We start from the raw sequence: 22,983 nt of genomic DNA on the forward strand, positions 1-22,983 counted from the left end.
TTATGATCCGCTCCCATTTTGGGCTCCAACGCAATCCCTTTGACCCGGAAGCCCTCACGCTGCTGGCCCACCAGCAGGAAATCTTCGACATCCTCCGCGTCCATGCCCAGCAAGGCGGTTTGTGTCTGGTGCTCGGCGAACCCGGCACCGGCAAAAGCGTCCTCAAACAAACGCTCCTGACCCACGACCCCAAACGCATGATCACGCCCGTGGTCAACCGCACCTTGCACACTTACCACAACACGCTCCGCATCCTCTGCGAAGCCTTTCAGATCGAGTTTGAAGGCCGCGACCATTCAACCCCATTGGAGAAAAGACTGTGACCAGCCCATCGCTTAAAAATGTCCGGTGGTCGCGCGCGCAAATCCGCGCCGCCCGGCTCGCCCCGCTGGTGCCGCTGCTCCAGCAACGCAAGTTGGAACTCATCGCCCGCGCGGCGGGCAATTTTATTTTGCCCGCCTATCCCGGCCTCATCGTCAAAGACAGTTACTGGCGCTGGCCCGAACGCAATCTGGCCGGCAACGCCATTGACTTCCACGTCCAAGTTCTTGGCCTGTCCTTCCACGACGCCATGCGCCAGATCACCGGCACATAATCCAGCCGCTGGCGTCATAACGCTACGACGCCAGTTCGGCCAAACGCCGCTGCACCGGCAAAATCCCGGCCTTACGACGCCAGTGCGGCAAACCGCCAGAGTAGCGGTCACTTACGATGCCAATGTGGTGAGAAATCCTCCAGTCACTTGAAAATCTAAAAATGAACCAGCCGCGTCATAACCTTACGATCAGAGCGCGGCTATTCGGCTACGAATTACGATGCCAGTGCGGTCAAACGGCCAAAAACCTTACGACGCCAGTTCGGCAAGTTTTACGATGTCAAAAAAGTTCGTAACAGCCAATTCCGGTCCAGACGGCGTACGCAGTCCCAATGGGAATGGATTTGAGCGCCTGCCCGAGCAATACGAAGCTCAGAATCATGCCGATGGCTGTAGCGACGCTCGGCCAGAACCGCGTGAAGCCGTCCGTGTATTTCAGACCAATCGCCCAACCGATTTCAAACGCGCCCGCAATAAGGAGGAAAATCCAAGCCATAACGCGGAGCTTCGCATGAAAAGCGTTCGGAGGCGAGAAGCTCTTCCGGGGCCAAATCATTTTTCGGTGGCACACTTCCTGTAATGGTTGGCGTGTCGAGTTCAACTGCGCCGCTCGGGTAATCAATCCCCCACAACCGCCCGGCAGCGTCATACCGGTTGGTCGTTCCACCCGTGTTGTCCGTCATCACCGTCACAGCGTCGTTGCCGTTATACTCGAAGCTCGCCGTCTCGCCAAGCGTCGAACTCCGATTGGTCAGGCGACCGGCAAAGTCGTAATGGTTGGTCAACGCCACGCCCGTGGGCAGCCGCACCCCGCTCAACCGATTCTCTTCGTTGTAGAAGTTCGTGAGCGAATTCCCGTCCCCAAACCGGATGCTCTTTACGTTATCCAGGTCATCATACGTGTAGCTCAACGTCTCGCCCGTCGGACTCAGCACGTTGGTCAACGCGCCCGTCTCCGCATCAAACTGATTCGTCCACCACGTTGCCCCGCTCAAATCCGTGGCGCGATACAACCGGCCCAAACTGTCGTAATCATAGCGCCGGGTGCGATTGCCCTCATCCGTGATCGCCACGGGATATTCCTCCGCCTCCTGTTCCTGGTTTTGCCCCCGCGTTCTTCATCAATCGGACAAGTGACAGCGAACTTGCCAGCGTCAGGGCCGTTTCCCCTTTCTCGGTCACATGGCTTAAGTCTGCACCGTGCTTGATCAACAACTTCACCATCTCTTTTTGGCCATTTAGCTTCGGATAAGCTGCGGGCGTTGCCCCTATGGGCCGAATCCTTCTTCCACGAGATTTTGTCCCTGGCAGTGACAGCGGGTTAAAGAGAGCCCAAAACAATGGGGTCCAACCATCGGAATCCTGCTCATTCGCATCGGCACCTTTGGAAAGAAGGTAACGGACCATTTCCACTCGCTTGGCACGAGCAGCCGAAATTAGCAGCCCCGAGGTTCTAGGATTTGACCCTTTGCTCACCAACAGTTCTAGCAAACTAACATCGCGCGAATAAATCGCGGTTTGGATAGGATCTCCCAAGCGATTTCCGAGTGGATTTGGAACAGCCCCTGCGCACAATAACAGCTTGGCTATCTCCCATTGCTCGGCTCTCATTGCACCTTCTAAGAACGAAGTGCCTTCTGGATCAACTTTGTTCAAATCCAGCCCCGCCTCAATCAAACGTCGCACAAAAGGAACCGCACCAAGTGCGATAGCTTTTTCCAAAGGTGAACGTCCTAGACGATCTCTTGCATTAACATCAACACCTTTCGCCAAACACTTTTCTACAGCCCCCATGTCCTGCTTCGAAACAGCCTCAAATAATGCAGAAACTCCCTGGCGACGTGGAGGTTTTCTCTGCGAAACTGGTTCGAGTAATCGAACCACCTCGGGCTCATTAGAGTCCTCAGCAATCTCATAGGCGGTCTGGCCAACCCGATCTCGAACACGCGGATTCGCTCCCGCCTTCAGCAATAGCTTGACAACATCGGGTCGCCCGAAACGAGCAGCGGCCATCAGCGGAGTGTTCCCTGAAGAATCTCGCAAATCGAGCTTGGCACCTGCCGCAATACAGGCTTTGGTGAAGTCAACGGAGCCCTCTTGAGAGGCAATATGGATCGGGTATTCCCACGAGCCTCGTTTGTTTATCGAAGCGCCTGCTTTCAACAACATTCGAAATGCCTGCCTATTCTTCGCATATATGGCCCTCATCAACAGCGTGCACCCACCACCCTTAGGATGTTCTACTGCGCCCAGGTCTGCGCCAGCCTCAATCAGAATCCGCAATACAGAATTGGCTTTGTGGCGGACTGCCAAGAAGCAAACGTAGTCACTCGGACACTCGCCTTGCCGTAAGAAGTCCCTGACAACTGAAACTGCATTGTCCGAGACGGCTTGAGCGAAATCCGAGTTGGTAGCCATGAGAATTATTCAAAAACAATGACGACTAGTGGCAATGCGCCCTTTTTCATACCCTTAAATACCACCTGAGCCTGTATGATCTCGTTTGACGGAGCGCCTTTTCCTCTGATCGCACAAATGATCAGCGCTGTCCGCGAATGCACATGACCAGCAGCATAGTTCATCATGGCCTGAAACTGCGGCGGTTCTTGAGTTCCGCCATACTGGTCGTATAAAGTCTTGGCGCTAGATTTGATCTCCCCAACCACCCACGTTTTGCCTTCGGTTGGTTCATTGTGGCCAAGAACAAAATCAGCACGAGGGATACCTTGACTGATGAAACTCCCCAGTTCTTTGAAGTCAATTCCGTCTTTGCAGTTAAACCCATCGGCATGCGGTGTCCCATCTGTGAAAATCGGCACCTCCAGGAATAACCAGTCTGGGACATCGAGATTGTCGCAAATTAGACTAGTGAGGCTTTTAGACACCTTCTCGCCTTGTTCAAATGATGAAAGCATATCTGGCATCGGAAAGAAGTTCTTAATCCGTTTCAGCGCCTCATCTTTAACAAGATTTCCCAAAACCTTGAGTGCCTTTTTCCGACCTTGGGTGGTTGCAATTCCCTTGAATGCTGCAAGTGCTGCTTGCTTCCCGCTGACAATGTTAACCTCAATCAACGTAAAACGTCCGCTTGGGTCACTAAAAATTGAGGGATTTGAATTGGCGTATGAATACGGGTTCAAGGTGTCAGGTGTCTTGAAGTTGCCCGGGTTTGGATCCCTGCTCGTGAACCTCCCCATGCGCGCATCGTATTCCCGCGCCCGCATGTGGTAGAGGCCGCTCTGTTCTTCCAACCACGCACCGTGGAAGCGGAAATCCCCACCCGTGCCGGTCGGCGCAGCAGTTGTCCCGCTCTGATTCCGCACGTTCCCAAACCCATCGTAATTGATGCTCGCAATCTTCGTCTGGCTCGCGTTCACCAACGCCGCCACGCTTCCCATCGCATCCTCAAGATAATAAACGGCGTTGCCATTTTCATCGAACCGCAGAATGGGGTCGTCTCCCAGATACACGTAGCCTTGTTGCACCGCACCACTGGCATCGGCTACCAGAAGCGGACTTTCCAAGTCGCTGCCCGGCGTAGGAGCAACGAGGAACTTCCGCATTTCACTTGCGCTGTTCGTCGAGAAGGTTCTCCGGCCACTCGCATCGTGCTGATATGTCACCCAACTTGCTCCGTTCGTCACCGCCGTCACTTGGTCAGCCGTATTGTAGCCGAGATTGAGGGTGGCGCTGTCCCGATTGATTTGCGTCACCCGCCCACCGCTGTCATAGGTGTAGTTTTCCAAAGTGCTGCCGTTGGCGGCATTTTTGACGGCCGTGATTTGATACCCGCCGCTCACACTGTTGGTCAGCGTCAACCCGCCTTTCACCAGCTTGATGCGGCTGCCGGACGCATCGTAACCGTAGCTGTTGGTCGTCTGCGGCACACCGCCCGAACTGTAATACACTTCGTTGGTCAATCGAAGCGCGGCGTCGTATCCAAGCACGGCGTAAGTTCCATCCTCCCGCGTGATCTTGTTCGGTTCACCACCGGCATTGCGCACGTACGCAAACGATGCCAGCACCGCCCCACTACTCATCTTGTGCGTGATGCCTGCGACGCGGTCGCGCCAATCCGCACCTGGATATTGAATTCGCAACGCCCGAGACATGACCGTGTTCTACCGCCACGCCAAATGAGTGTCAATAGTGCGGGTGAACTCTTTCACAAAACATCCACGGCAGGGTTTGGTGGCATGGTTCAGTGCTTGAAACCTTGCGTTGCCTGGCGTTTAATTTTGTTGTGCCAACCAAGGTCATCGCGGTCGCAAATCAAAAGGGCGGAGTCGGCAAAACCACCACATCCGTCAATCTGGCGGCGTGTCTGGCGGCGCTGGGACACCGGATTTTGCTGCTGGATTTGGACCCACAGGCCAATGCCACCAGCGGGTTGGGCGTGGATAAAATCGAAGGTGCCAGCGCGTACCGGCCGCTGTTCGGCGAAAGTCCGTTGGCGGAAAAAATCAAGGCGACCGCCTTCGAGCGCCTGGCGCTGATTCCCAGCGAAGTGGATTTGTGCGGGGCGGACGTGGAACTCGCGCGGTCGGAAAATCATTTGCAACGGCTCAGGTTGGCATTGCAACCAATTCGCGAGTCGGGGCAGCACGATTTAATTCTGATTGATTGTCCGCCGTCGCTCGGGATTTTGACGTTGAACGCGTTTGTGGCGGCGGACGGAGTTTTGGTGCCGCTGCAGTGCGAGTATTACGCGCTGGAGGGAATTTCGCTGATGAGCAAAATCCTCGGTCAGTTGCGTGAGGCGGGCGTGAATCCGGCCCTGGATATTTTTGGCGTGGTAATGACGATGTTCGACGCGCGGACCAAGCTTTCGCGTGAGGTGGTGGACGAAGTGCGCCATCTGCTGGGCGAGCGGGTGTTTGAAACGGTGATTCCCCGCAGCACGAAGCTGGCGGAAGCGCCGAGTTTCGGGAAACCCATTATTTACTACGACAAATACAGCGCCAGCGCCGCCGCGTATGAAGTGTTGGCGGGCGAAATCGCCGCGCGTCTGCAATTGCCCCGGGTTGCGGCGACCAGTGTAAGCGCGGCTTCCGCTCAGTAGCGGTTGCTTCGTTGTGGCTGGGATTGAGCCAGACACCGGTTGGTTTAATGACGAGTGTGTTTTCAACGCGCTCGGCCCGGGCAATCCAAGGTAATAACTTTACAGAACCGTCGAATATCATAATCTCGATTTTTTATGGCGCGCGAACCTGTAGAAATGTTGATTGAAACCGTGACCACGGAACTGCCGGATACCAAGACCCTCCGACTGAAGTGGCCGGAGGGGCATGATCCCACTTTTCTGACGGGGCAATTCATCACGTTGTACTGGCCGGACACGCCGAATTACAAACGTGCGTATTCGCTATCGTCTTGCGCGCTGGATCGCGGCGCTTACGAGGTCACGGTCAAACGCGATGGCAAAATGGGCACGCGGATCGTGGATTGGGCCAAGCCGGGCGACAAGATGTTCGTCCTGCCGCCGACGGGTCGGTTTCTGCCGGTCCTCGAACCGAACAAACATCTCATTTGCATTGCGGGCGGGTCGGGCGTGACGCCGTTTCGCGCGTTTGCGCGGGAGGCGACCCGGCGGAAATTGGAGACGCGCCTCACGGTGCTTTACAGTGTGCGCACCACCAACGACATCATTTTCAAACAGGAATTTCACGAGCTGGCGCTGGCGAATCCCAACTTTAATTTTTATGTGACCTGCACTCGCTTGAGTGAGGAAGATCCGTGGGACGGTCGGCGCGGGCGCATCCACGCGTCCTGGATCAAGGAACACGTTCACGATCTGGCCAACACGGTTTTTTACGCCTGTGGCCCGAACGCGCTGGTGGAGGCGACGGAAGAATTGGTGCTGCACGGTTTGAACGTGCCCAAAGCGCAGATGAAGACAGAAAAGTGGGGTTGATCCGTGGAAAGCCGCCCGGTTGGTTAAATGACCCGGTGGCGCGTTATCCGGTCGCCTTGACGGCGTTTATTTTTTAATTTCAGCTCTTATGTTAAAGCGCACACCTCTTTACGCGACGCACCAAAAAGCCGGCGGCAAGCTCATCGAATTCGGCGGCTGGGAAATGCCGGTGCAATACACCTCGATCATGGATGAGCACCAGACGGTGCGCCAGGCGGCGGGTATTTTTGATATTTCCCACATGGGCGAAATCACGGTGAGCGGGGCCGCGGCGGAAGCATTTCTCAACCACGTTTTTACCAACGACATTCGCAAACTCACGCCCGGACTGGGGCAATACACGCTGATGTGCAACGAGCGCGGGGGTGTGCTGGATGACCTTTACGTTTATCAACTTTCCACGGGAATTTATTTCCTCATCGTCAACGCTTCCCGGACGCAAGCGGATGCGGCGTGGTTGCAGGCGCAGGCGGTGAAGTTCAAGTCACCGGGCGCGGATTTGAATTTGACCGATGCGTCGCACAATTATTCCGCCGTGGCGGTGCAGGGGCCGCGGGTGAAGGAGTTTATCAACGCTTGCATTTCCGGCGCTTCGGTTTCCGCCAAACGCGTGGCGAGCGTCACGGACTTGAAAAAGAATGAGATTGGCGGTTTCGTTTTTGAAAACGGCAGCGTGTTGGTGTCGCGCACCGGATACACGGGTGAGGATGGATTTGAAATCGTGGGGGAAGGCCCGGCCATCCAGCGGGTGTGGGACACGGTGTTGGCCCAAGGCGCGGCGTTCGGCATCAAACCCTGCGGTTTGGGCGCGCGCGACACCTTGCGCACGGAGGTTGGTTATCCGCTCTACGGTCACGAGCTGGATGAAAACACCACGCCGATTGAAGCCGGGCTTGGATTTTTTGTGGCCCTGGACAAAGGCGATTTTATCGGGCGGACAGTTTTATCCGAACAAAAAGCCAATGGCGTGAAGAAGAAATGTATCGCTTTCAAGCTGACCGAAAAGGCCGCGCCGCCGCGTCCCGGCTATCCGATTTGGATCAACGGTGCGCCTGCCGGACAGGTGGTCAGCGGCACGCAAAGTCCATCGCTGGGGATCGGGATTGGCCTGGGTTACGTGCCGCCGGAATGGGCCAAAGCCGATACGAAGATTGAGATTGAAGCGCGGGGCCGTCGGGCCGCCGCCGTGATTGTTCGCAAGCCGATTTACAAACCCAAGCAACCGCCGGCGCAATGAGGAGTCCCTTCGCGCGCACGCTGCCGCCGCCAAACGGTTGACCATGAAACTTTTTGAGAACGCTCTTGCGCCACAGTGCAAGGAAACCGTATAAGTCGCCACCGTGAATTGTGAAAACCTGCCCCGTCCAACGGTTGACAAACCGTCCGGCCACCACCGGCGCGTCCGTGCGATTCGCTTCCGACAATTCGGCGGCTTTCTGCTTGCGCTAATTTTGCTGCCATTGGCGGCGCGGACCGAGCTGGCGGAAAACCGGGTTTTGGAGCTGGATGGCAATGGCAGTTACGTCGAATTGCCGCCGGATATTTTCCACGACTTGAAGGAGGTTACCGTCGAGGTTTGGGCGAAGTGGGCGCAGTTTAACAAGTATTCGCGCCTCTTTGAGTTTGGTGCCGCTCAAAACTCGATGAGTGTGTTCAATCATTTCACCGATCCGGATCTGCGCTTTAATCTCTACCCCAAATACATCAACAACGAGCAGCGATTTAACTATGTGGCTCGCGCCAACGGCGTGTTGCGGAGCAATGAATGGATGCACATTGCGGCGGTGGCGGGTTCGGGCGGCATGAAGTTATATCTGAACGGCGAAGTGGTGGCCTTGAACACGAACGCCGCGTCTTTGGCCGATATTCAAGGCGTGCAAACCAACCGGCTGGGGCGCGGCCTCACGCTGAATCCGATTGACCAGGATTTTCGAGGGCAGCTTGACGAGGTGCGCGTTTGGAACTATCAACGCACGCCTGAGCAGATTCGCAAAAATATGAACCGGCGGCTGGCGGGCAGCGAGCCGGGATTGGTTGGACTTTGGAATTTCGAGGATGGACGCGCGAGCGATGCGACCCCGCGAGCCAACCACGGCAAACTGATCGGTCAGGCGCGGGTGGTGGTTCCGGACTTTCCGGGAGGCTTGCAATTGATCGCCTCGGAACTGATCGCCACGCCGACGGCGGTGCCCGGCGCCGCTCCCGCCAGCGCCGTCTCGCCCCGGGAAATTTGGTATGGTTGGATTGCGGGCGCGTTGGTGTTGATCGCCGCGTTATTGTTCTGGGTGGCGCTGCTTTTGAAACGGCATCGTGTCAGGACTCCAGCCTCGACGGAAGGGACTTCCACCACGCTGCTGCCATCGGCCAGAGTCGCTGGAACGAGCATGCAGGAGCAGGCGCTGGCGGAGTTGACGGAATTTGCCAAGCAAAGTCTGGTGCAGGGACTTTATTCACAGCGCAACGCGCTTTTGGAAACGCAACACAAGGCGCAGCAGGAACTGGCCGAGTTGGAAGCGCGCTTTGTGGCGTTGAAGCTGCCGGAGCGGATTCAGGCCTACGAACGGCGCATCGTGGAATTGGAACGCGACCTGGAATCGCGCACTGGCGAGTTGCGCGAGTTGACGAAAGCCACCTTGTCTTTGCTGCGCCGCAAGGTTGCCGAAGAGCGCGAGCTGGATCGAACGTCGCCGCGCTTTAACTAAGCCCGTTCAACCGCGCCCGGCTGGGGTTTTATTTCCCCGCCAACCCTTTCAAATAAGCAAGGATGAGTTCTGGCAGGGCGTCGCTGTAACCGCCTTCCAGCAAGCTGAACAGGGGAACGCCCATGCGCCGCAGTTCGGCGCCCAACCAGTGGAAATCCTTGGCCAATAACGGACTGTTGGCGAGTGGGTCCTGCGCGTAAGCGTCGAAGCCTGCGGAGACGGCAATCAGCTCCGGGTGGAACCCGCGCAAATCATCCAGCGCCTCGCCCAACACCGCCCGATAAATTTCACGCGAGCTGTGGGGCGCCACCGGATAATTAAAGCAGTTGTTGCCAACATTGGTCGCCCCCGTGCCGGGGTAACACGGATATTCGTGGACGGAATAAAAAGCCGCACCGGGCACGTCACGGAGGAAATCTTCCGTGCCATTGCCGTGATGCACATCAAAATCAAATACCGCCACCCGCCGCGTTCCCTTCCGCAACGCATGTTGTACCGCGATGGCGATGTTGTTCAGATAACAAAAACCCATCGGGTGCAGCCGCGTGGCGTGGTGGCCGGGCGGACGCATCAAACTGAAAACGGATTGGCCCGCTTGCGCGTGTTCCAGTGCCAGCAGAGCGGCGCCGGCGGAGAGGCGGGCGATGGCTTCAATACGAGGAAACCACGGCGTGTCCGCATCAAAATCCTGAGCCGCGCGCAGTCGGCCGACGTACTCTGCCGAGTGGGTTTGGAGGAGAATTTCATCGCGTATGGGTTCGGGCGCCACCCAGGTGAGATCGAGTTCCGTTGGCTCGATCAGCCTCGCCACGGTGGCAGTTATTCGGGCCGGCCGCTCGGGATGCCCGTGGCTTTCGTAACCGGTACAGCGATCATCGGTAATAACGTACACGCCCTGATGAAATAGAATGTAACGCGAATCGTCACGCTGAAATGCGGAGGGGGTGGCGTTAAACGGTCAGATGGTAGCGGCGTTAAAACGGGGAATTCTGGTAACGGGCCGGGTTTTTAACTTTTGCAATAAGCGGGACAGAACCGCGTTTGACCCGGTTTCGCTTTTTCCGCACACTCGATGTATGGCGAATTCATTTGGCACACTGTTTCGAATCACGACCTGGGGCGAGTCGCACGGGGCCGGAATTGGCGTGGTTGTGGATGGTTGCCCGCCGCGTCTGAAGCTGACGGAAGCGGATCTGCAACCGGATTTGGACCGGCGGCGCCCGGGACAATCGCCCATTGTGACGCCCCGCAAGGAAACGGACGCGGTGCAGATTCTCTCCGGCACGTTCGAAGGGCGAACCTTGGGCACGCCAATTTCCATGTGGGTGAAGAACACCGATCAACGCCCGGAAGCTTATCTGGAGATGGCCGAGAAGTTTCGTCCGTCCCACGCGGATTACACGTATCAAGCCAAGTTTGGCATCCGGGCGTGGCCGGGTGGCGGCCGCACCAGCGCTCGCGAAACGGTCGGGCGCGTCGCGGCGGGCGCAATCGCCAAGAAAATTTTGCGCGAAAAATTTGGCGTGGAAGTATTGGCGTGCGTTTCGCAGGTGCAAAACCTTTCCATGAAAGTGGACGTGGAAAAACTGCGCTACGCCGACATCGAATCCAATCTGGTGCGCTGTCCAGACCCGGTCATTGCCCAGAAGATGATCCAGTTGATTGAGGCGGCCCGCAGTCAGGGCAACACCATCGGTGGAATCATCACCGGCGTGGCGCGCGGCGTGCCGCCGGGGTGGGGCGAGCCGGTGTTTGACCGGTTAGAAGCGGATCTGGCGAAGGCCATGCTGAGTCTGCCCGCGACGAAAGGATTCGAAGTGGGCAGCGGGTTTGGCGGCGTGACCATGACGGGGTTGGAACACAATGATCCGTTTCGCATGAAAGACGGCAAAGTGCGGACTACCTCCAACCGTTCCGGCGGCATTCAAGGCGGCATCAGCAATGGCGAGACGATTTATTTTCGCGTGGCGTTCAAGCCGGTTGCCACCGTGATGCACGAGCAACCAACGGTTTCCACCAAATTCGAAAACACAACGCTCAAAGGGCGCGGTCGGCACGATCCGTGTGTGTTGCCGCGCGCCGTGCCGCTGGTGGAGGCCATGACGGCTTTGGTGCTGGTGGATCATGCGCTGCGCCACAAGGCGCAGTGCGGATGACGCGGGCGGTCAGTGGGTGATTCCGCGTTCGCTCGTGGCGACGAACCCGAGGAGATGTTCCACCTCCGGACTGGACGGCACTTCCTGTCGCGCTTTTTCCAGGGCGTTGGACGTGGTTAATCCGTCGCGGAACAGAATTTTGTAAGCGTGGCGGAGGGCGCTTTGCGTGGCTTCACTGACGCCGTGGCGCTCCAGGCCGATTTTGTTGATGGTGCGAATGCGCGCCGGGCTGCCGTCGGCCAACATGAACGGCGGCATGTCCTGCCGGATCTTCGAGCAGCCCCCAATCATGGCCAGTTTACCAACGCGACAAAATTGATGCACCGCCACGTAACCACCCAGCACCGCATGGTCTTCCACCACGGCGTGACCGGCCAGCCCGGCGAAGTTTGACATGATGATGTAATCGCCCAACTGGCAATCATGCGCGATGTGCGTATAAGCCAGCAGGTTGTTGTGCGAACCAATCCGCGTGGCTGCGGTTTCATCGGTGGCGCTATGCACGGTGACGCCTTCGCGGATGGTGTTATGGTTGCCGATTTCCACCCACGTTACGCCGCCTTTCCACTTCAAATCCTGCGAGCGCAAACCGAGGCTGGCGAACGGAAAAATCTGGTTGTCGTGACCCAACCGAATGTGGCCGTCAATGACGACGTGCGAATATAGCTTGCATCGGTCGCCCAGTTCGACATGCGGACCAACGACGCAGTACGGACCAATTTCGCAGTCCGCGCCGATCCGGGCATCGGGATGAATGACAGCGGTGGAATGAATCATGGCCCAGCGATTTAGAGCGAGATCGGGGAGATCATGAAGGTTACCTCCGCTTCGCTCGCCACTTCTCCGTTCACTTTGCAAACGCCCTTGGCCTTGCCGATTTTACCGCGGAGCTTGGTCATCTCCACTTCGATGATCAACACGTCGCCGGGTAACACGGGCCGCCGCCATTTGACGTTGTCCGCGGCCATGAAATAGGCGGTTTGCGCCGAAGTTTCACCCTGTTTCAGCATGAACAATCCGGCCACCTGCGCCATGGCCTCCAGTTGCAGCACGCCCGGCATGATCGGGTGACCGGGAAAGTGTCCTTGAAAAAACGGTTCATTGATGGAAACGCATTTCAATCCGGTGACCGTGTTGCCTTCGATGGAGAGAATTCGATCCACGAGCAAAAACGGGTACCGATGCGGCAGCCATTTCATCAATTGGTCAATGTCCACCGCGCCGGTGCCCGACGCCGGAATCTCCGCCGGCGTGGCGGGTTTGGCCGGGGCCGGCGGCGGCACGAAGGTTTGCGCCGCGCGCAAGGGCTTTTGCATTTGCGCCACCACTTGCCGCGCGAGTTCGCAATTGCCCATGTGGCTTGGTTTGACGGCGATCAGATGGCCGCGGATCGGTTTGCCGACGAGCGAAAGGTCGCCCACGATATCGAGCATTTTGTGGCGGACAAATTCGTTGGCGTATCGGAGCGGTTCGGTCGTCAGCACCGCGTCATCACGAATCACAACCGCGTTCTCCAGACTGCCACCCTTGATGAGACCGTTTTTGATGAGATACTCGATTTCTTCGTAAAAGCAGAAAGTGCGGGCGTTGGACAGTTCGTGCTCCCAGGTTTTGGGCGTCAGGTCGGTGCTGAAAAACTGGGTGAAGCGACCGTCCTTGTCCGCGCTCGTGCAGGTGATTTTGAAATGCTCGTCCGGCACCAACGTCATCGTGGTTTCTCCGGCTTCGATCTGAATCGGGTCCGTCACGGCATAGACGTCGCGCGCTTCATCCTGCGTGACAATACCCGCCGACTGAACCAGCCGGCAGAATTCGCGCGCGCTGCCGTCGGCAATCGGCGGTTCGTTCGAGTCAATCTCGATGATGGCGTTGTCCACGCCGGCCCCGGCCAACGCGGCCAGGACGTGTTCCACCGTATGAATTTTGATGTTGCCTTTGGCGAGCGTGGTGGAGCGATTGGTCTCGGCCACGTTTTCCACGCGCGCTTCAATCTCCGGCTGCCCTTCCAAATCCGTGCGCCGAAAGCGAAGGCCCGAATTGGTCGGGGCGGGCAGAAAGGTCAGGTTCACGCGATTACCGCTGTGCAGTCCGCTGCCGGAGAAACTGGCGGAACGATTCAAAGTCTGCTGGTGTAGCACGCGCAGATTGAAACAAAACCGCCTTGCGCTTGGCAAGCGAGAGAATCAGCGCCGGATTTGCTTTCGTCGCGTCCGCGCCTTGCCGTCCCGCGCGTGTCCGTTAGACTGATGAGGTGTTGAACAGGGTTCAAACAGTTCCGCGCCAACCCCGGCGCGACGAGGTGCAAGTGGTTTCAGGTGAAACAGACGAAGCGCAACCGACCTTTCCCGACCGCCGATCGTTTGGCGTTGGGGTAAACTGTTTTGCGGAAACCGGCGCGTCAGGATGTCGCCGCTTGGATCATTAATTTCATGTCGCATCCCAGTCGCGCTTTGGAATCAAACTTCGCCGCCCGCAAGCGTTCGACTTCGGAAGTGCTGCGTCGGGTGGCGGTCTTTCTCGCGCCCTATCCGTGGTTGGCGCTCGGGACGGTGCTGGCCGCGGTGCTGTCGTTGCTGGCGTCGTTTGCGTTTCCGAAACTGACCCAGTTTGCCATTGATGAAGTGATCGGCAAAATGCAGGCGGAGCGGTTGGCGCCCGCGATGATTGGCTTGCTGGCGGCGTTCCTGTTGCGGGATCTCTTCAACAGCGCGCGAATTCTCATCAACAATCAGCTCGAACAAAACGTCATCTTCGACATGCGCCGGGCGGTTTACGCGCGGTTGCAGCGGCTGCCCATCGGTTATTTTGATCAGCGGGCCACGGGCGATTTGCTGACCCGGATCATTGAAGACGTCAACGCCGTGGAGCGGGTGTTGATTGACGGATTGGAACAAGGGGTGGTGGCGATTTTCAGCGTTATCGGAGTGGCCGCGTTTTTGTTTTACATGAATCCAACCCTGACGTGGGTGGCCATCGCGCCGATTCCGATCCTCGCCGGGGGCGCGCTATGGTACACGCTCACGGCGCATCGGCGTTACCGGCGGCAACGCGAAGCCTCGAGCGCAATGAACGCGTTGCTGATGGATAACCTTCAGGGCGTTCGTCAGATCAAGGCTTTCAATCGTCAGGCGCATGAAGACGAGCGGTTCGGGGCGCGTGCCGAAGCCATGCGCCGCGCACAACTCGGCATCATGCGAATCTGGGCAGTTTACGGTCCGGGCATGGGGTTCGCCGGTGCGGTGGGTTACGCGTTGGTCCTGTGGGTGGGCGGCAGTTTCACCATTGCGGGGCAAATGACTTCCGGCGAGTTGGTCGGTTTCCTTCTGTTCCTGCACATGTTTTACGCGCCGATTGGGCAATTGCACAGTTTGAATCAAATGCTGCAAAGCGCCCGAGCGGCGGGTGAACGCGTCTTCGATATTTTGGACGCGCCGGAGGAGCGGCGACGGCAATCCGTGCGCCAAACCCTGCGGCAGCCGGTGCGGGGGGCGGTGGTTTACGAGCAGGTGAGTTTCAGTTACGAAGCCACCTCTCACTCCGTTGAATGGGGCGAAGGCGATTCGAGGTCGGAAGTGGGGAAGGTTTCGGCTTCGAACAATCGCATCGTGCTCCGGAACATTTCCCTGCAAGCGCAGCCGGGCGAGATGATCGCGCTCGTGGGGCCAACCGGCGCGGGCAAATCTTCATTGGTCAATTTGCTGCCGGCGTTTTACGAACCCACGGCGGGCCGGATTTTGGTGGATGGCCAGGACATCAGCCAAATAACACTCGCTTCGTTGCGCGAACACATCAGCGTGGTCAGTCAGGAGCCGTTTCTGTTCAACGGCACGATCCGGGAGAACATTCAATACGGTCGGCTGACCGCGAGTGAGGCGGAGTTGTTGGTCGCCACCAAGGCCGCGAACTGTTACGAGTTCATCCAACGGTTGCCGCAGGGATTTGATACCGCGGTGGGCGAACGCGGCGTGAAGTTGAGCGTGGGCGAAAAGCAGCGGGTCAGCATTGCGCGCGCCCTGCTGAAGAACGCGCCGATCTTGATTCTGGATGAAGCCACGGCGAGCGTGGACACCGCGACCGAGCGCTTGATTCAGGAAGCGCTGGAACACTTGATGCGGGGACGGACCAGTTTCGTGATCGCGCATCGCCTCAGCACCATTCGCAACGCCGATCAGATTCTGGTGTTGCGCCACGGCGAAATTGTCGAGCGCGGACGGCATGAGGAACTGCTGCAGAGCAACGGGCTTTACGCCAAACTCGCGCGGATTCAAAATGTCGCCACGGTGGAAGAGGGCTTCGGACGAATGGAAGTCACGCCCTGAGCTTTCCAGCATGGATCACCTCGGCAAAACGTTGGTGCTGGTCGGACTGCTGCTCGCGGCGATCGGGGCGTTGCTCTGGTCCGGATTCGGCAAGGGCTGGTTGGGGCATTTGCCCGGTGACATTCACCTGGAACGCACCCACGGCAGCTTTCATTTTCCCATCGTCACGTGTTTGCTCCTCAGCGCGTTGATCTCGCTTTTGTTGTGGTTTTTTCGGAGGTAATTCGCCGCGTTGCGAGGGTGGATCAACTGAAAAGTTGCGGTCGTTTCGGTGGCGCCATTCGATCCGTCAGCGCTGATTCCCACTTAAAATCTTGCGGAGCGAGCTGTTTTTATTGACCCTCTCAACGTGGAAACGACGCAGATCCTCCAATACATCGGAGTCCTGGTGCTCTTCATTCTCGCTTTGGCCGCAACGGGGGGAATGATTGTGATCTCCAATTTGATTGGCAAAAAAGGCGGGGGCAGCAAGATCAAAGACACCGCTTACGAATGTGGCATGTTGCCCATCGGCAGCGGCACGACCCGAATGTCCATGAAGTTCTACCTCGTGGCGATGCTCTTCATCCTGTTCGATATCGAAGTCATCTTCATGTATCCGTGGGCGGTGGTGTACCGCACGATGCTCGAAGACCCGGCCACGCGAAATCTCATCCTGGGCGCGATGCTCTCCTTCATCGGGATTCTGACCATTGGCTACGTTTATGCGCTGAAAAAGGGCGCGTTTAACTGGCGCAATTAAGAGCGGCGACTTCCGCTTCCATCCATCAACCGCTTGGCGTCACCCCGCTTGCTCGCTTCGGCTTAGGCTTGTTGCAGTTCGTAATTGAGCACCGCCAGACTGGCAATGGCCGCCGTATCGCTGCGCAAAATCAAACGCCCGAGGGTGATGGGCTGGTAACCGCTCGCCCGCAACCAATCCATTTCGGCGGGGGAAAAGTCGCCCTCGGGACCGATCCAGATTGCGGCGGTCGCCGGCATCCGCTGAGGTTGAGATTGAAAATTTCGCAGGTAATCCCGTAAGGCGCTTTGCTCTTCCTGCAATGAAGCAACCAACGGCAGGTCAAATTTTTCTCCACGCGCCAGAAAGTTTTTTAATGAAACCGGTGGCTCGATCTGCGGCAGCCAGGGCGAGCCGCATTGCTTGATGGCTTCCAGCGCAATGGGCTTTAATTTTTCCGCCTTGTCGGCCGCCTCGCGTTCGTTCAGGTGGACAACGACACGTTCGGATAGAATTGGCACGATCCGCGCCACGCCGAGTTCCGTGGCTTTTTGCACGATGTAATCCATCGCCTTGGCCTTGGGAACGGCCTGGAGCAGCGTTATTTGGCAGGGCAGGCGTGGGACAAAACTTTTTTGTTCAACCCGCAGTTCCACGCGCTGCTTCGCCGTTGATTCCACGACGCAAGCGAACACGCCCCCCGCGCCATCAAGCACCGTCACCGGTTCGCCTGGCTCAATCCGGAGGACGCGCGCGGCGTGGTGCGCTTCATCACCGGTCAATTCAATCCGCGATTCGTGACACAATTCCGGCGGAACGAAGAAGCGGCGCATGGCGGGCGATTGCGTTTAGCGAAACCAGCGTTTGGCTTTTTCAAAGAAGCTGGCGCTGATGGGATTCACCTTTTCGTCACAGGCGGCGGCAAACTCCTGCAACCGGTTTTTCTGCGCGCCGCTCAGGCGGGTGGGCACTTCCACGTTGATGCGCACATGCAGATCGCCGTGGCCGTAACCTTGCAGATTTTTGATGCCTTTGCCGCGCAGACGGAAGAGCGTTCCCGGCTGCGTCCCCGGAGGAATTTTAATCGTTGCCTTCTCGCTCAGGGTCGGCACTTGAATCTCCGCGCCCAAGGTTGCCTGCACGAAACTGATCGGCACTTCGCAGAGCAGGTCGTCATCTTCACGCTGGAAAATATCGTGCGGTTTGACGTGCAGCACGACGTAAAGATCGCCCGCGGGGCCGCCGCGCAGGCCGCTTTCGCCATTGCCCGAGGAACGCAAACGCGAACCCGCATCCACGCCGGCGGGAATGCGCAGCGTGATCTTGCTGGTGCGGTCCTTGCGCCTCGAGCCGCTGCAACCGCGACACGGTTTCTCGATGATCCGCCCCGTGCCGGAACATTTGGGGCAGGTTTGCGCAATGCTGAAAATGCCGCGCGAGGCGATGACCTGACCACGACCGTTGCAGGTCTCGCAGGTGCGGATTTTTGATCCCGGTTCGCTCCCCGTGCCGTCGCATTTATCGCAGCGATCCGGTTTCGTGATGGAAATTTCCTTCTCGCAACCCAGCGCCGCTTCCTCGAACGAGATTTCCAAGTCGTAACGCAGGTCATTGCCTCGTTGCGGTGCGGAGGGATCCTGTCGGGCGCCGCCGCCAAAAAATTGCTCGAAGATGCTGCCGCCGTCGCCGCCGAAGACATCGCGGAAAATATCAAACGGATCGTGAAAACCACCGCCGCCGCCGCGGCCCGCGCGCGACCGGGCGTCAAAAGCGTCCGGGCCGTATTGATCGTAAGCGGCACGCTTTTGCGGGTCGCTCAAGATTTCATAGGCCTCGCCAAGCTCCTTGAACTTCTCCTCAGCCTGCTTGTCGCCGGGATTTTTATCGGGATGATATTTGACCGCCAAGCGACGGTAGGATTTTTTGATGCCCTCGGCGCTTTCCTGCCGACTGATTTCCAGAATCTCGTAATAATCGCGTTTGGCCATTGCCCAAAAACTTTCTCCGTCGAATCGCCGTTAAGCCTTCACTTCCGGATGTTTGGCGACGATGACCATGGCCGGGCGCAGCAGGCGCTCGCGCAGTTTGTAGCCCTTGCGCAATTGTTGCAAAACGTGACCGTCAGCGACCGTTTCCGAGTCCTGCTGCGAAATGGCCTCGTGGACGGTGGGATCAAAAGGCTTGCCCGCCGCGTCCACTTCCTCGAGCCCAGCTTCCGTCAGGGTGTTCTTCAACTGGGCGTGAATCATCGCCACGCCTTCGCGCAGCGCCTTCAAATCACCCGGGCCTGCCGTTTGCGCGGCACTGGTCGCCTTTTCGAACGCGTCGAGGATCGGCATGATTTTTTCCAGCAAACTTTCGTTGGCGTAACGGATGGCCTCCTGCTTTTCGCGCTGGGCGCGCTTTTTGAAATTCTCGAAATCTGCGGTGGCGCGAAGCAAACGATCCCAATGCTCTTGCGCCTTGGCCGCGCGCGCCTCCAGGTCGGCGAGCTGTTCCGGTGTGAGCGGGGCGGTCTCCGGCGCGGACGCACCGGCTGGCGGGATGGGCGCGGCGGACGGAGTTTCGGTGGCGGACGGAACGGGCGCTGGTTCTTCGTGCTTTTTCATTCGGGACAAACGGCTCTTAACGTAATCAATCAGGGCATTGAGTCTAGCGGAACGCGGGCGATTGACGCAACAGGGATTGCGACACAGGGATTGCGCCACGCCGTGGCCGTGAGCGTGTGACCGACCAACAATGTGGCTGCGGCGCCCCGCCGCAGCTCCGCATTGCCCGACGGCACGCACGGAGTGACGCGCCCACCCTGTTTCAGTTATCAGAACCGACTGTCGTCCGCGAGACGCGAACGACGACCGCCGAGACGGCGATGCTCCCCCATTCCCCATTCTGAAACCGCAAAGAACTCAAAGATCACAAAGAAATGCCTTGGTTTCTGCGTTCTATGCGTTCTTTGTGGTTAATCCGTTTCCCCAGGAGGAATGCGCTCTTCGCAAATCATCTCTCATAATTCGCCTTCCTCTCGGTGTCTCTGCGCCTCGGTGGCCTTTAACTTCAGAACCGGGTGTCGTCCGCGAGACGCGAACGACGACCGCCGAGACGGCGGTGCTCCCCCATTCCCCATTCTCTTGCCCATCATTCCCTTGTCTTCCCGTTCGAGTATTTCGTGTATTTCGCGGTTGTACTTTCCCTGGGGAGGGACGCGTTCCACCGCGTCCCTGATTTAGTTGGGGACAACGTGGAAGTCGTCCTTCCCGATATAACGACGCTGGCGACGTGAGCGTGTGTCCGGCCAACAATGTGGCTGCGGCGCCCCGCCGCAGTTCCGTATTTCCCGGCGCGCACAGAGTGACGCGCCCTACCGGATTCAGCTATCAGAACCGGATGTCGTCCGCGAGACGCGAACGACTACCGCCGAGACGGCGGTGCTCCCCCAATGCCCATTCCTTTGCCAATCATTCCCTTGTCTTCCCGTTCGTGTATTTCGTGTCTTTCGCGGTTGTATTTTTCTGGGCGGCCCAGATGCCTGCCGCTACCATTTCGACAGAAACGCATCGAGGTTTGAAATTGGAAGCCCGACATTTTTGCGGCGGCGCGATGACGAAAGGAATAATTTTTTGAACGGATTTTTCGCAACGCTGTCTGACCTCTCAGTGACATTCCGTTGGTGTTGAGATGTGCCAACGGCGTGGGTTGGTTGTTCTTTGAAGTTTTTTACAATTTAACATCGGTTATTAGTTCAAACCGATGTTGAAGTTCTACTTGGTCTTGCGCTTGAACTAATCGAAATTCCCCGGGTCTGGCGGCCATCCCCTGGCTGCTGGACCTGGTTTTTTAGTTTGTGGCGTTGCTCTATGAGCGTCGCTTGCTTGTTTTCCAAATGTCGCTGGAGCTTGCGGCGGTCATAGACCGCCGCTACCGCATTTCAGCGGCGGAATGATTTGCCGCTCTTCGACGGAATTGAAACAATCCCGACATGAATGTTTCGGTGCGACAAAAGTCGGTTCGGAAATCCGCCGCGACCATCCAGGTGGCGCCGCCTCCCATCCGTTCAACCCGGCTTTCGCCAACGGAACAGCGCAATCCGCGTTCGCTGCATTTGGATCGCCTGCCGGTTCAGGCCGCGGTGGAATTGATGTTGCGCGAGGAGGCAAACGTAACCCGCGCGTTGTTGCGACAAACCGATTTGCTGGCGCGGGCGGTTGGCGTCGTGGCGCGCGCTTTTCGTCAGCGGGGTCGTTTAATCTACGTTGGTGCCGGCACGAGCGGACGGTTGGGCGTGTTGGATGCGAGTGAGTGTCCGCCAACCTTCCGCACGAACCCGAATCTGGTGCAAGGCATCATCGCCGGGGGCGACGTGGCGTTGCGGCAGGCGGTGGAAGGCGCGGAGGACGACGCGATGGCTGGGGCGCGGGAAATCAGATTGCGGCGCGTCTCGGCGCGGGATGTGGTGGTGGGCATCGCCGCCAGCGGAACGACGCCCTTTGTTTGGGGCGCGTTGCGCGAAGCAAAAAGTCGTGGCGCCAAGACGATGTTGATCTGCTTCAATCCTTATCTCGAGATTCCCCGATCCTGGCGACCGCATCTGGTGTTGGCAACCAATTTGGGGCCGGAAGTTTTAACGGGTTCCACCCGGTTGAAAGCGGGCACCGCCACCAAGCTGATTTTGAATTTGCTCACCACCCTGGCGATGGTGCGGATCGGCAAGGTGCAAAGTAATCTGATGGTGGATGTGCGTCCGAGTAATGCGAAGTTACGCCAGCGAGCGGTGCGGATGATGCAGACGTTGACGGGATGCGACGCGGACGCCGCGCGGGAAGCGTTGGTGAAGCAGCAATGGGTGATCAGGGCGGCGGTACGCCACCGGCAACGCTCCCGGCGAGCTGCGTGATAATTCTTTCGACATCCGGCAGGCGGCCCAGAAAGAATTGCCAGGTGATCAATCGCCACAAACCGAAGGCGATGAATAGCGTCAAGCTGGACATGACGTACAGGCCGAAGGCGTGCGGCGGGTCTGGTCGCAGCAGACAGGGCAGGCCGGTGTAGATCACGCCGATGGTCAACACGATGCCGATGGCCCACGGAATCCAAGGGAACAGACCGTTCCACATATCCAGCAAACGAAAGCAGAAAAAGGGCAGCACGCCATATCCGATGGCGGTAAACGCCTGAGTGAACGTGGCGCGCCGATGAAACGTGCTGGAATACGAGCGCGCCGCCGAGGCCACCAGGAAGACCAATCCGATGTACACCAGACTGATGGTGGTTTCCAACGTAACGGTTTCCGAAACGGAATAAATTTTAATGTGTTTGCCGTCCGCCCCGTGGGTTTTGCCCCAATGGGTGAGCGCGTAACCTTCGGCAAAGGACGTCAGCAGAATCAGCGGCAACACGTGTAGAAAGAAAATGTAGAGCACGCTCCGGTTGGCGACGGCGATGTTATTCCACGTCGCCATGGGCCGGAAAATCAGCAAAAACGCCTTAATCATGGTAGGCCAGAATATCTGATGAATTGGAAACTGTTCAACCAAATACCCGGCGGTTCACCGGCATATTATTTCTTCCGTTGCGCGGGGAAGCGTGCTTAACTCGCGGGGTGAACGGAGTGGACAGCATTTGGGACAAACTCACGCGGGTCGTGATGGGGTTGCTGCTGGTCGCGTTTTTAGTGGCCGTCGGCATCTCGTATCTGCCGCTGATTCGCCAGAACGAGGCGATGCGTGGCGAGATTCTAAAGTTGGACCGGCAAATTTCCGCGAAGACCCAGGAGCAACGGCAACTGACCGCGACCATTCAACAAAGCAACGATCCCAAAGCGGTGGAGCGGTTGGTGCGGGAGAAATTCGGCTACGCCAAGCCGGGCGAGACAGTAATTCATTTCGAGGAAGGCACGAATGCGTTGCGCGCTCCCTGACGCCCCCGGGCTTAGACCGTCAGCAATTCTTTTTCCTTTGCCGCCAGGTGCTGGTCAATTTTGGTCGTGTAAGTATCGGTGAGTTTCTGCAGTTCCTTTTCCGCCTGTTTCACGTCGTCCTCGGCCACGCCGCTGTCGTGCGCGGACTTTTTAATCTGCTCCATGGCGTCGCGGCGGATGTGGCGAATGGCGACGCGGCCATCCTCCGCCATCTTCTTGATAATTTTGACAAATTCCATCCGGCGTTCCTGACTCAGTTCGGGAAAGAAAATGCGCAGCACTTTGCCTTGCACGGCCGGCGACAGTCCAAGGTTCGCTTTTTGAATCGCCTTTTCGATGTGGGGCAGGGTGGAAACGTCCCACGGCTGCACGGCCAAGGTGCGCGGCTCGGGAGTGGTGAGGGTGGCCAGTTCGCGAATGCGCATTTGCGAGCCGTAGGTTTCCACCAGGATGTTTTCGACGAGTGCCGGCGAGGCTTTGCCCGTGCGCACACTGGCAAACTCATTCAAGGCCGATTGCTCGGATTTCTCCATTCGCTCTTCGGCCGTTAGTAAAATGTCATCAAGCGCCATGGGCAAAAATTAACAAATCCCGGGCGATTGTATAGGACTGGTTTTTGATCGAAGACAATTCCAGTAAAAGGTCGAGGAAGCGGTGACAGA

The 22,983-nt window shown here is 57.7% G+C and carries 23 protein-coding genes and 1 pseudogene; 12 read left to right on the forward strand and 12 right to left on the reverse strand.

Going from position 1 to position 22,983, the window contains the following annotated elements; all coding sequences use genetic code 11:
- Positions 1–2: 2 nt before the first annotated feature.
- Both M9920_13865 and M9920_13870 read left to right on the forward strand, forming a co-directional pair.
- On the forward strand, positions 3–323 hold the full coding sequence (locus M9920_13865) for a hypothetical protein (GenBank protein ID MCO5053373.1): 321 nt from the start codon (positions 3–5) through the stop codon (positions 321–323).
- Positions 320–595, forward strand: coding sequence for a hypothetical protein (locus M9920_13870; protein MCO5053374.1), 276 nt, complete (start codon positions 320–322; stop codon positions 593–595). Before M9920_13865 ends, M9920_13870 begins: the two co-directional genes overlap by 4 nt.
- A gap of 298 nt (positions 596–893) precedes the next feature.
- Here M9920_13870 and M9920_13875 read toward each other — a convergent pair.
- The 4 genes and pseudogenes from M9920_13875 to M9920_13890 all read right to left on the reverse strand — a co-directional run bounded on the left by M9920_13875 (position 894) and on the right by M9920_13890 (position 4,707).
- Positions 894–1,091, reverse strand: a pseudogene (locus tag M9920_13875) (multidrug efflux SMR transporter).
- A complete protein-coding gene (locus tag M9920_13880) occupies positions 1,054–1,668 on the reverse strand; it encodes a hypothetical protein (protein MCO5053375.1) in 615 nt (204 codons plus the stop codon). The pseudogene M9920_13875 and the gene M9920_13880 overlap by 38 nt, the downstream one beginning before the upstream one ends.
- Complete coding sequence (locus M9920_13885; GenBank protein ID MCO5053376.1) at positions 1,652–3,013, reverse strand: ankyrin repeat domain-containing protein; 1,362 nt, start codon at positions 3,011–3,013, stop codon at positions 1,652–1,654. The genes M9920_13880 and M9920_13885 overlap by 17 nt, the downstream gene beginning before the upstream one ends.
- Before the next feature lie 5 nt (positions 3,014–3,018).
- Positions 3,019–4,707, reverse strand: a complete 1,689-nt coding sequence (locus M9920_13890; GenBank protein ID MCO5053377.1) for a hypothetical protein — start codon at positions 4,705–4,707, stop codon at positions 3,019–3,021.
- Positions 4,708–4,838: 131 nt separating this feature from the next.
- Between M9920_13890 and M9920_13895 the strand changes: the two genes are divergently transcribed.
- From M9920_13895 to M9920_13910, 4 genes are all read left to right on the forward strand, one after another.
- Complete coding sequence (locus M9920_13895; GenBank protein ID MCO5053378.1) at positions 4,839–5,657, forward strand: ParA family protein; 819 nt, start codon at positions 4,839–4,841, stop codon at positions 5,655–5,657.
- A 135-nt stretch (positions 5,658–5,792) separates the two neighbouring features.
- Entirely contained in the window at positions 5,793–6,509 is a 717-nt protein-coding gene (locus M9920_13900; protein ID MCO5053379.1) for an FAD-binding oxidoreductase, read from the forward strand.
- A gap of 88 nt (positions 6,510–6,597) precedes the next feature.
- Positions 6,598–7,746, forward strand: coding sequence for a glycine cleavage system aminomethyltransferase GcvT (gene gcvT / locus M9920_13905; GenBank protein MCO5053380.1), 1,149 nt, complete (start codon positions 6,598–6,600; stop codon positions 7,744–7,746).
- Between the two features lie 103 nt (positions 7,747–7,849).
- Complete coding sequence (locus tag M9920_13910) at positions 7,850–9,211, forward strand: hypothetical protein (protein MCO5053381.1); 1,362 nt, start codon at positions 7,850–7,852, stop codon at positions 9,209–9,211.
- A gap of 28 nt (positions 9,212–9,239) precedes the next feature.
- Here the strand turns inward: M9920_13910 and M9920_13915 are convergent, their stop codons facing one another.
- Positions 9,240–10,022: a histone deacetylase gene (locus tag M9920_13915; GenBank protein MCO5053382.1), complete on the reverse strand. Its 783-nt coding sequence runs from the start codon at positions 10,020–10,022 to the stop codon at positions 9,240–9,242.
- A gap of 265 nt (positions 10,023–10,287) precedes the next feature.
- Here M9920_13915 and aroC point away from each other — a divergent pair, with 265 nt between their 5' ends.
- Positions 10,288–11,367 (forward strand): chorismate synthase, encoded by a 1,080-nt coding sequence (gene aroC, locus M9920_13920; GenBank protein MCO5053383.1) that lies wholly within the window; start codon positions 10,288–10,290, stop codon positions 11,365–11,367.
- Positions 11,368–11,376: 9 nt separating this feature from the next.
- Here the strand turns inward: aroC and lpxA are convergent, their stop codons facing one another.
- Together lpxA and M9920_13930 are read right to left on the reverse strand one after the other, a co-directional pair.
- Positions 11,377–12,144: an acyl-ACP--UDP-N-acetylglucosamine O-acyltransferase gene (lpxA, locus tag M9920_13925; protein MCO5053384.1), complete on the reverse strand. Its 768-nt coding sequence runs from the start codon at positions 12,142–12,144 to the stop codon at positions 11,377–11,379.
- Positions 12,145–12,155: 11 nt separating this feature from the next.
- Positions 12,156–13,487, reverse strand: coding sequence for a bifunctional UDP-3-O-[3-hydroxymyristoyl] N-acetylglucosamine deacetylase/3-hydroxyacyl-ACP dehydratase (locus M9920_13930; GenBank protein MCO5053385.1), 1,332 nt, complete (start codon positions 13,485–13,487; stop codon positions 12,156–12,158).
- Positions 13,488–13,796: 309 nt separating this feature from the next.
- Between M9920_13930 and M9920_13935 the strand changes: the two genes are divergently transcribed.
- From M9920_13935 to M9920_13945, 3 genes are all read left to right on the forward strand, one after another.
- Positions 13,797–15,686: an ABC transporter ATP-binding protein/permease gene (locus M9920_13935; protein ID MCO5053386.1), complete on the forward strand. Its 1,890-nt coding sequence runs from the start codon at positions 13,797–13,799 to the stop codon at positions 15,684–15,686.
- A 10-nt stretch (positions 15,687–15,696) separates the two neighbouring features.
- Positions 15,697–15,909, forward strand: a complete 213-nt coding sequence (locus M9920_13940) for a DUF2905 domain-containing protein (protein MCO5053387.1) — start codon at positions 15,697–15,699, stop codon at positions 15,907–15,909.
- Between the two features lie 126 nt (positions 15,910–16,035).
- Complete coding sequence (locus M9920_13945) at positions 16,036–16,428, forward strand: NADH-quinone oxidoreductase subunit A (protein MCO5053388.1); 393 nt, start codon at positions 16,036–16,038, stop codon at positions 16,426–16,428.
- A 62-nt stretch (positions 16,429–16,490) separates the two neighbouring features.
- Here the strand turns inward: M9920_13945 and M9920_13950 are convergent, their stop codons facing one another.
- Genes M9920_13950 through grpE form a run of 3 tightly spaced genes read right to left on the reverse strand, consistent with a single transcriptional unit; the run spans position 16,491 to position 19,016 of the window.
- Complete coding sequence (locus M9920_13950) at positions 16,491–17,240, reverse strand: 16S rRNA (uracil(1498)-N(3))-methyltransferase (protein MCO5053389.1); 750 nt, start codon at positions 17,238–17,240, stop codon at positions 16,491–16,493.
- Positions 17,241–17,255: 15 nt separating this feature from the next.
- Entirely contained in the window at positions 17,256–18,395 is a 1,140-nt protein-coding gene (gene dnaJ, locus M9920_13955; GenBank protein MCO5053390.1) for a molecular chaperone DnaJ, read from the reverse strand.
- A 30-nt stretch (positions 18,396–18,425) separates the two neighbouring features.
- Positions 18,426–19,016, reverse strand: coding sequence for a nucleotide exchange factor GrpE (gene grpE, locus M9920_13960; protein ID MCO5053391.1), 591 nt, complete (start codon positions 19,014–19,016; stop codon positions 18,426–18,428).
- 1,367 nt (positions 19,017–20,383) lie between these two features.
- On the opposite strand from grpE, the gene murQ reads away from it, so the two are divergent.
- Positions 20,384–21,298, forward strand: coding sequence for an N-acetylmuramic acid 6-phosphate etherase (gene murQ / locus M9920_13965; protein MCO5053392.1), 915 nt, complete (start codon positions 20,384–20,386; stop codon positions 21,296–21,298).
- Here the strand turns inward: murQ and M9920_13970 are convergent.
- Entirely contained in the window at positions 21,252–21,896 is a 645-nt protein-coding gene (locus tag M9920_13970; protein MCO5053393.1) for a YIP1 family protein, read from the reverse strand. The two genes, murQ and M9920_13970, sit on opposite strands and share 47 nt — an antisense overlap.
- 107 nt (positions 21,897–22,003) lie before the next feature.
- Here M9920_13970 and M9920_13975 point away from each other — a divergent pair, with 107 nt between their 5' ends.
- Positions 22,004–22,321: a septum formation initiator family protein gene (locus M9920_13975; protein MCO5053394.1), complete on the forward strand. Its 318-nt coding sequence runs from the start codon at positions 22,004–22,006 to the stop codon at positions 22,319–22,321.
- 11 nt (positions 22,322–22,332) lie between these two features.
- On the opposite strand, the gene frr is transcribed toward M9920_13975, so the two are convergent.
- Positions 22,333–22,893: a ribosome recycling factor gene (gene frr, locus M9920_13980; protein MCO5053395.1), complete on the reverse strand. Its 561-nt coding sequence runs from the start codon at positions 22,891–22,893 to the stop codon at positions 22,333–22,335.
- Positions 22,894–22,983 lie beyond the last annotated feature (90 nt).

The organism is Verrucomicrobiia bacterium (genome assembly GCA_023953615.1).
GTDB lineage: Bacteria > Verrucomicrobiota > Verrucomicrobiia > Limisphaerales > JADLHS01 > JADLHS01.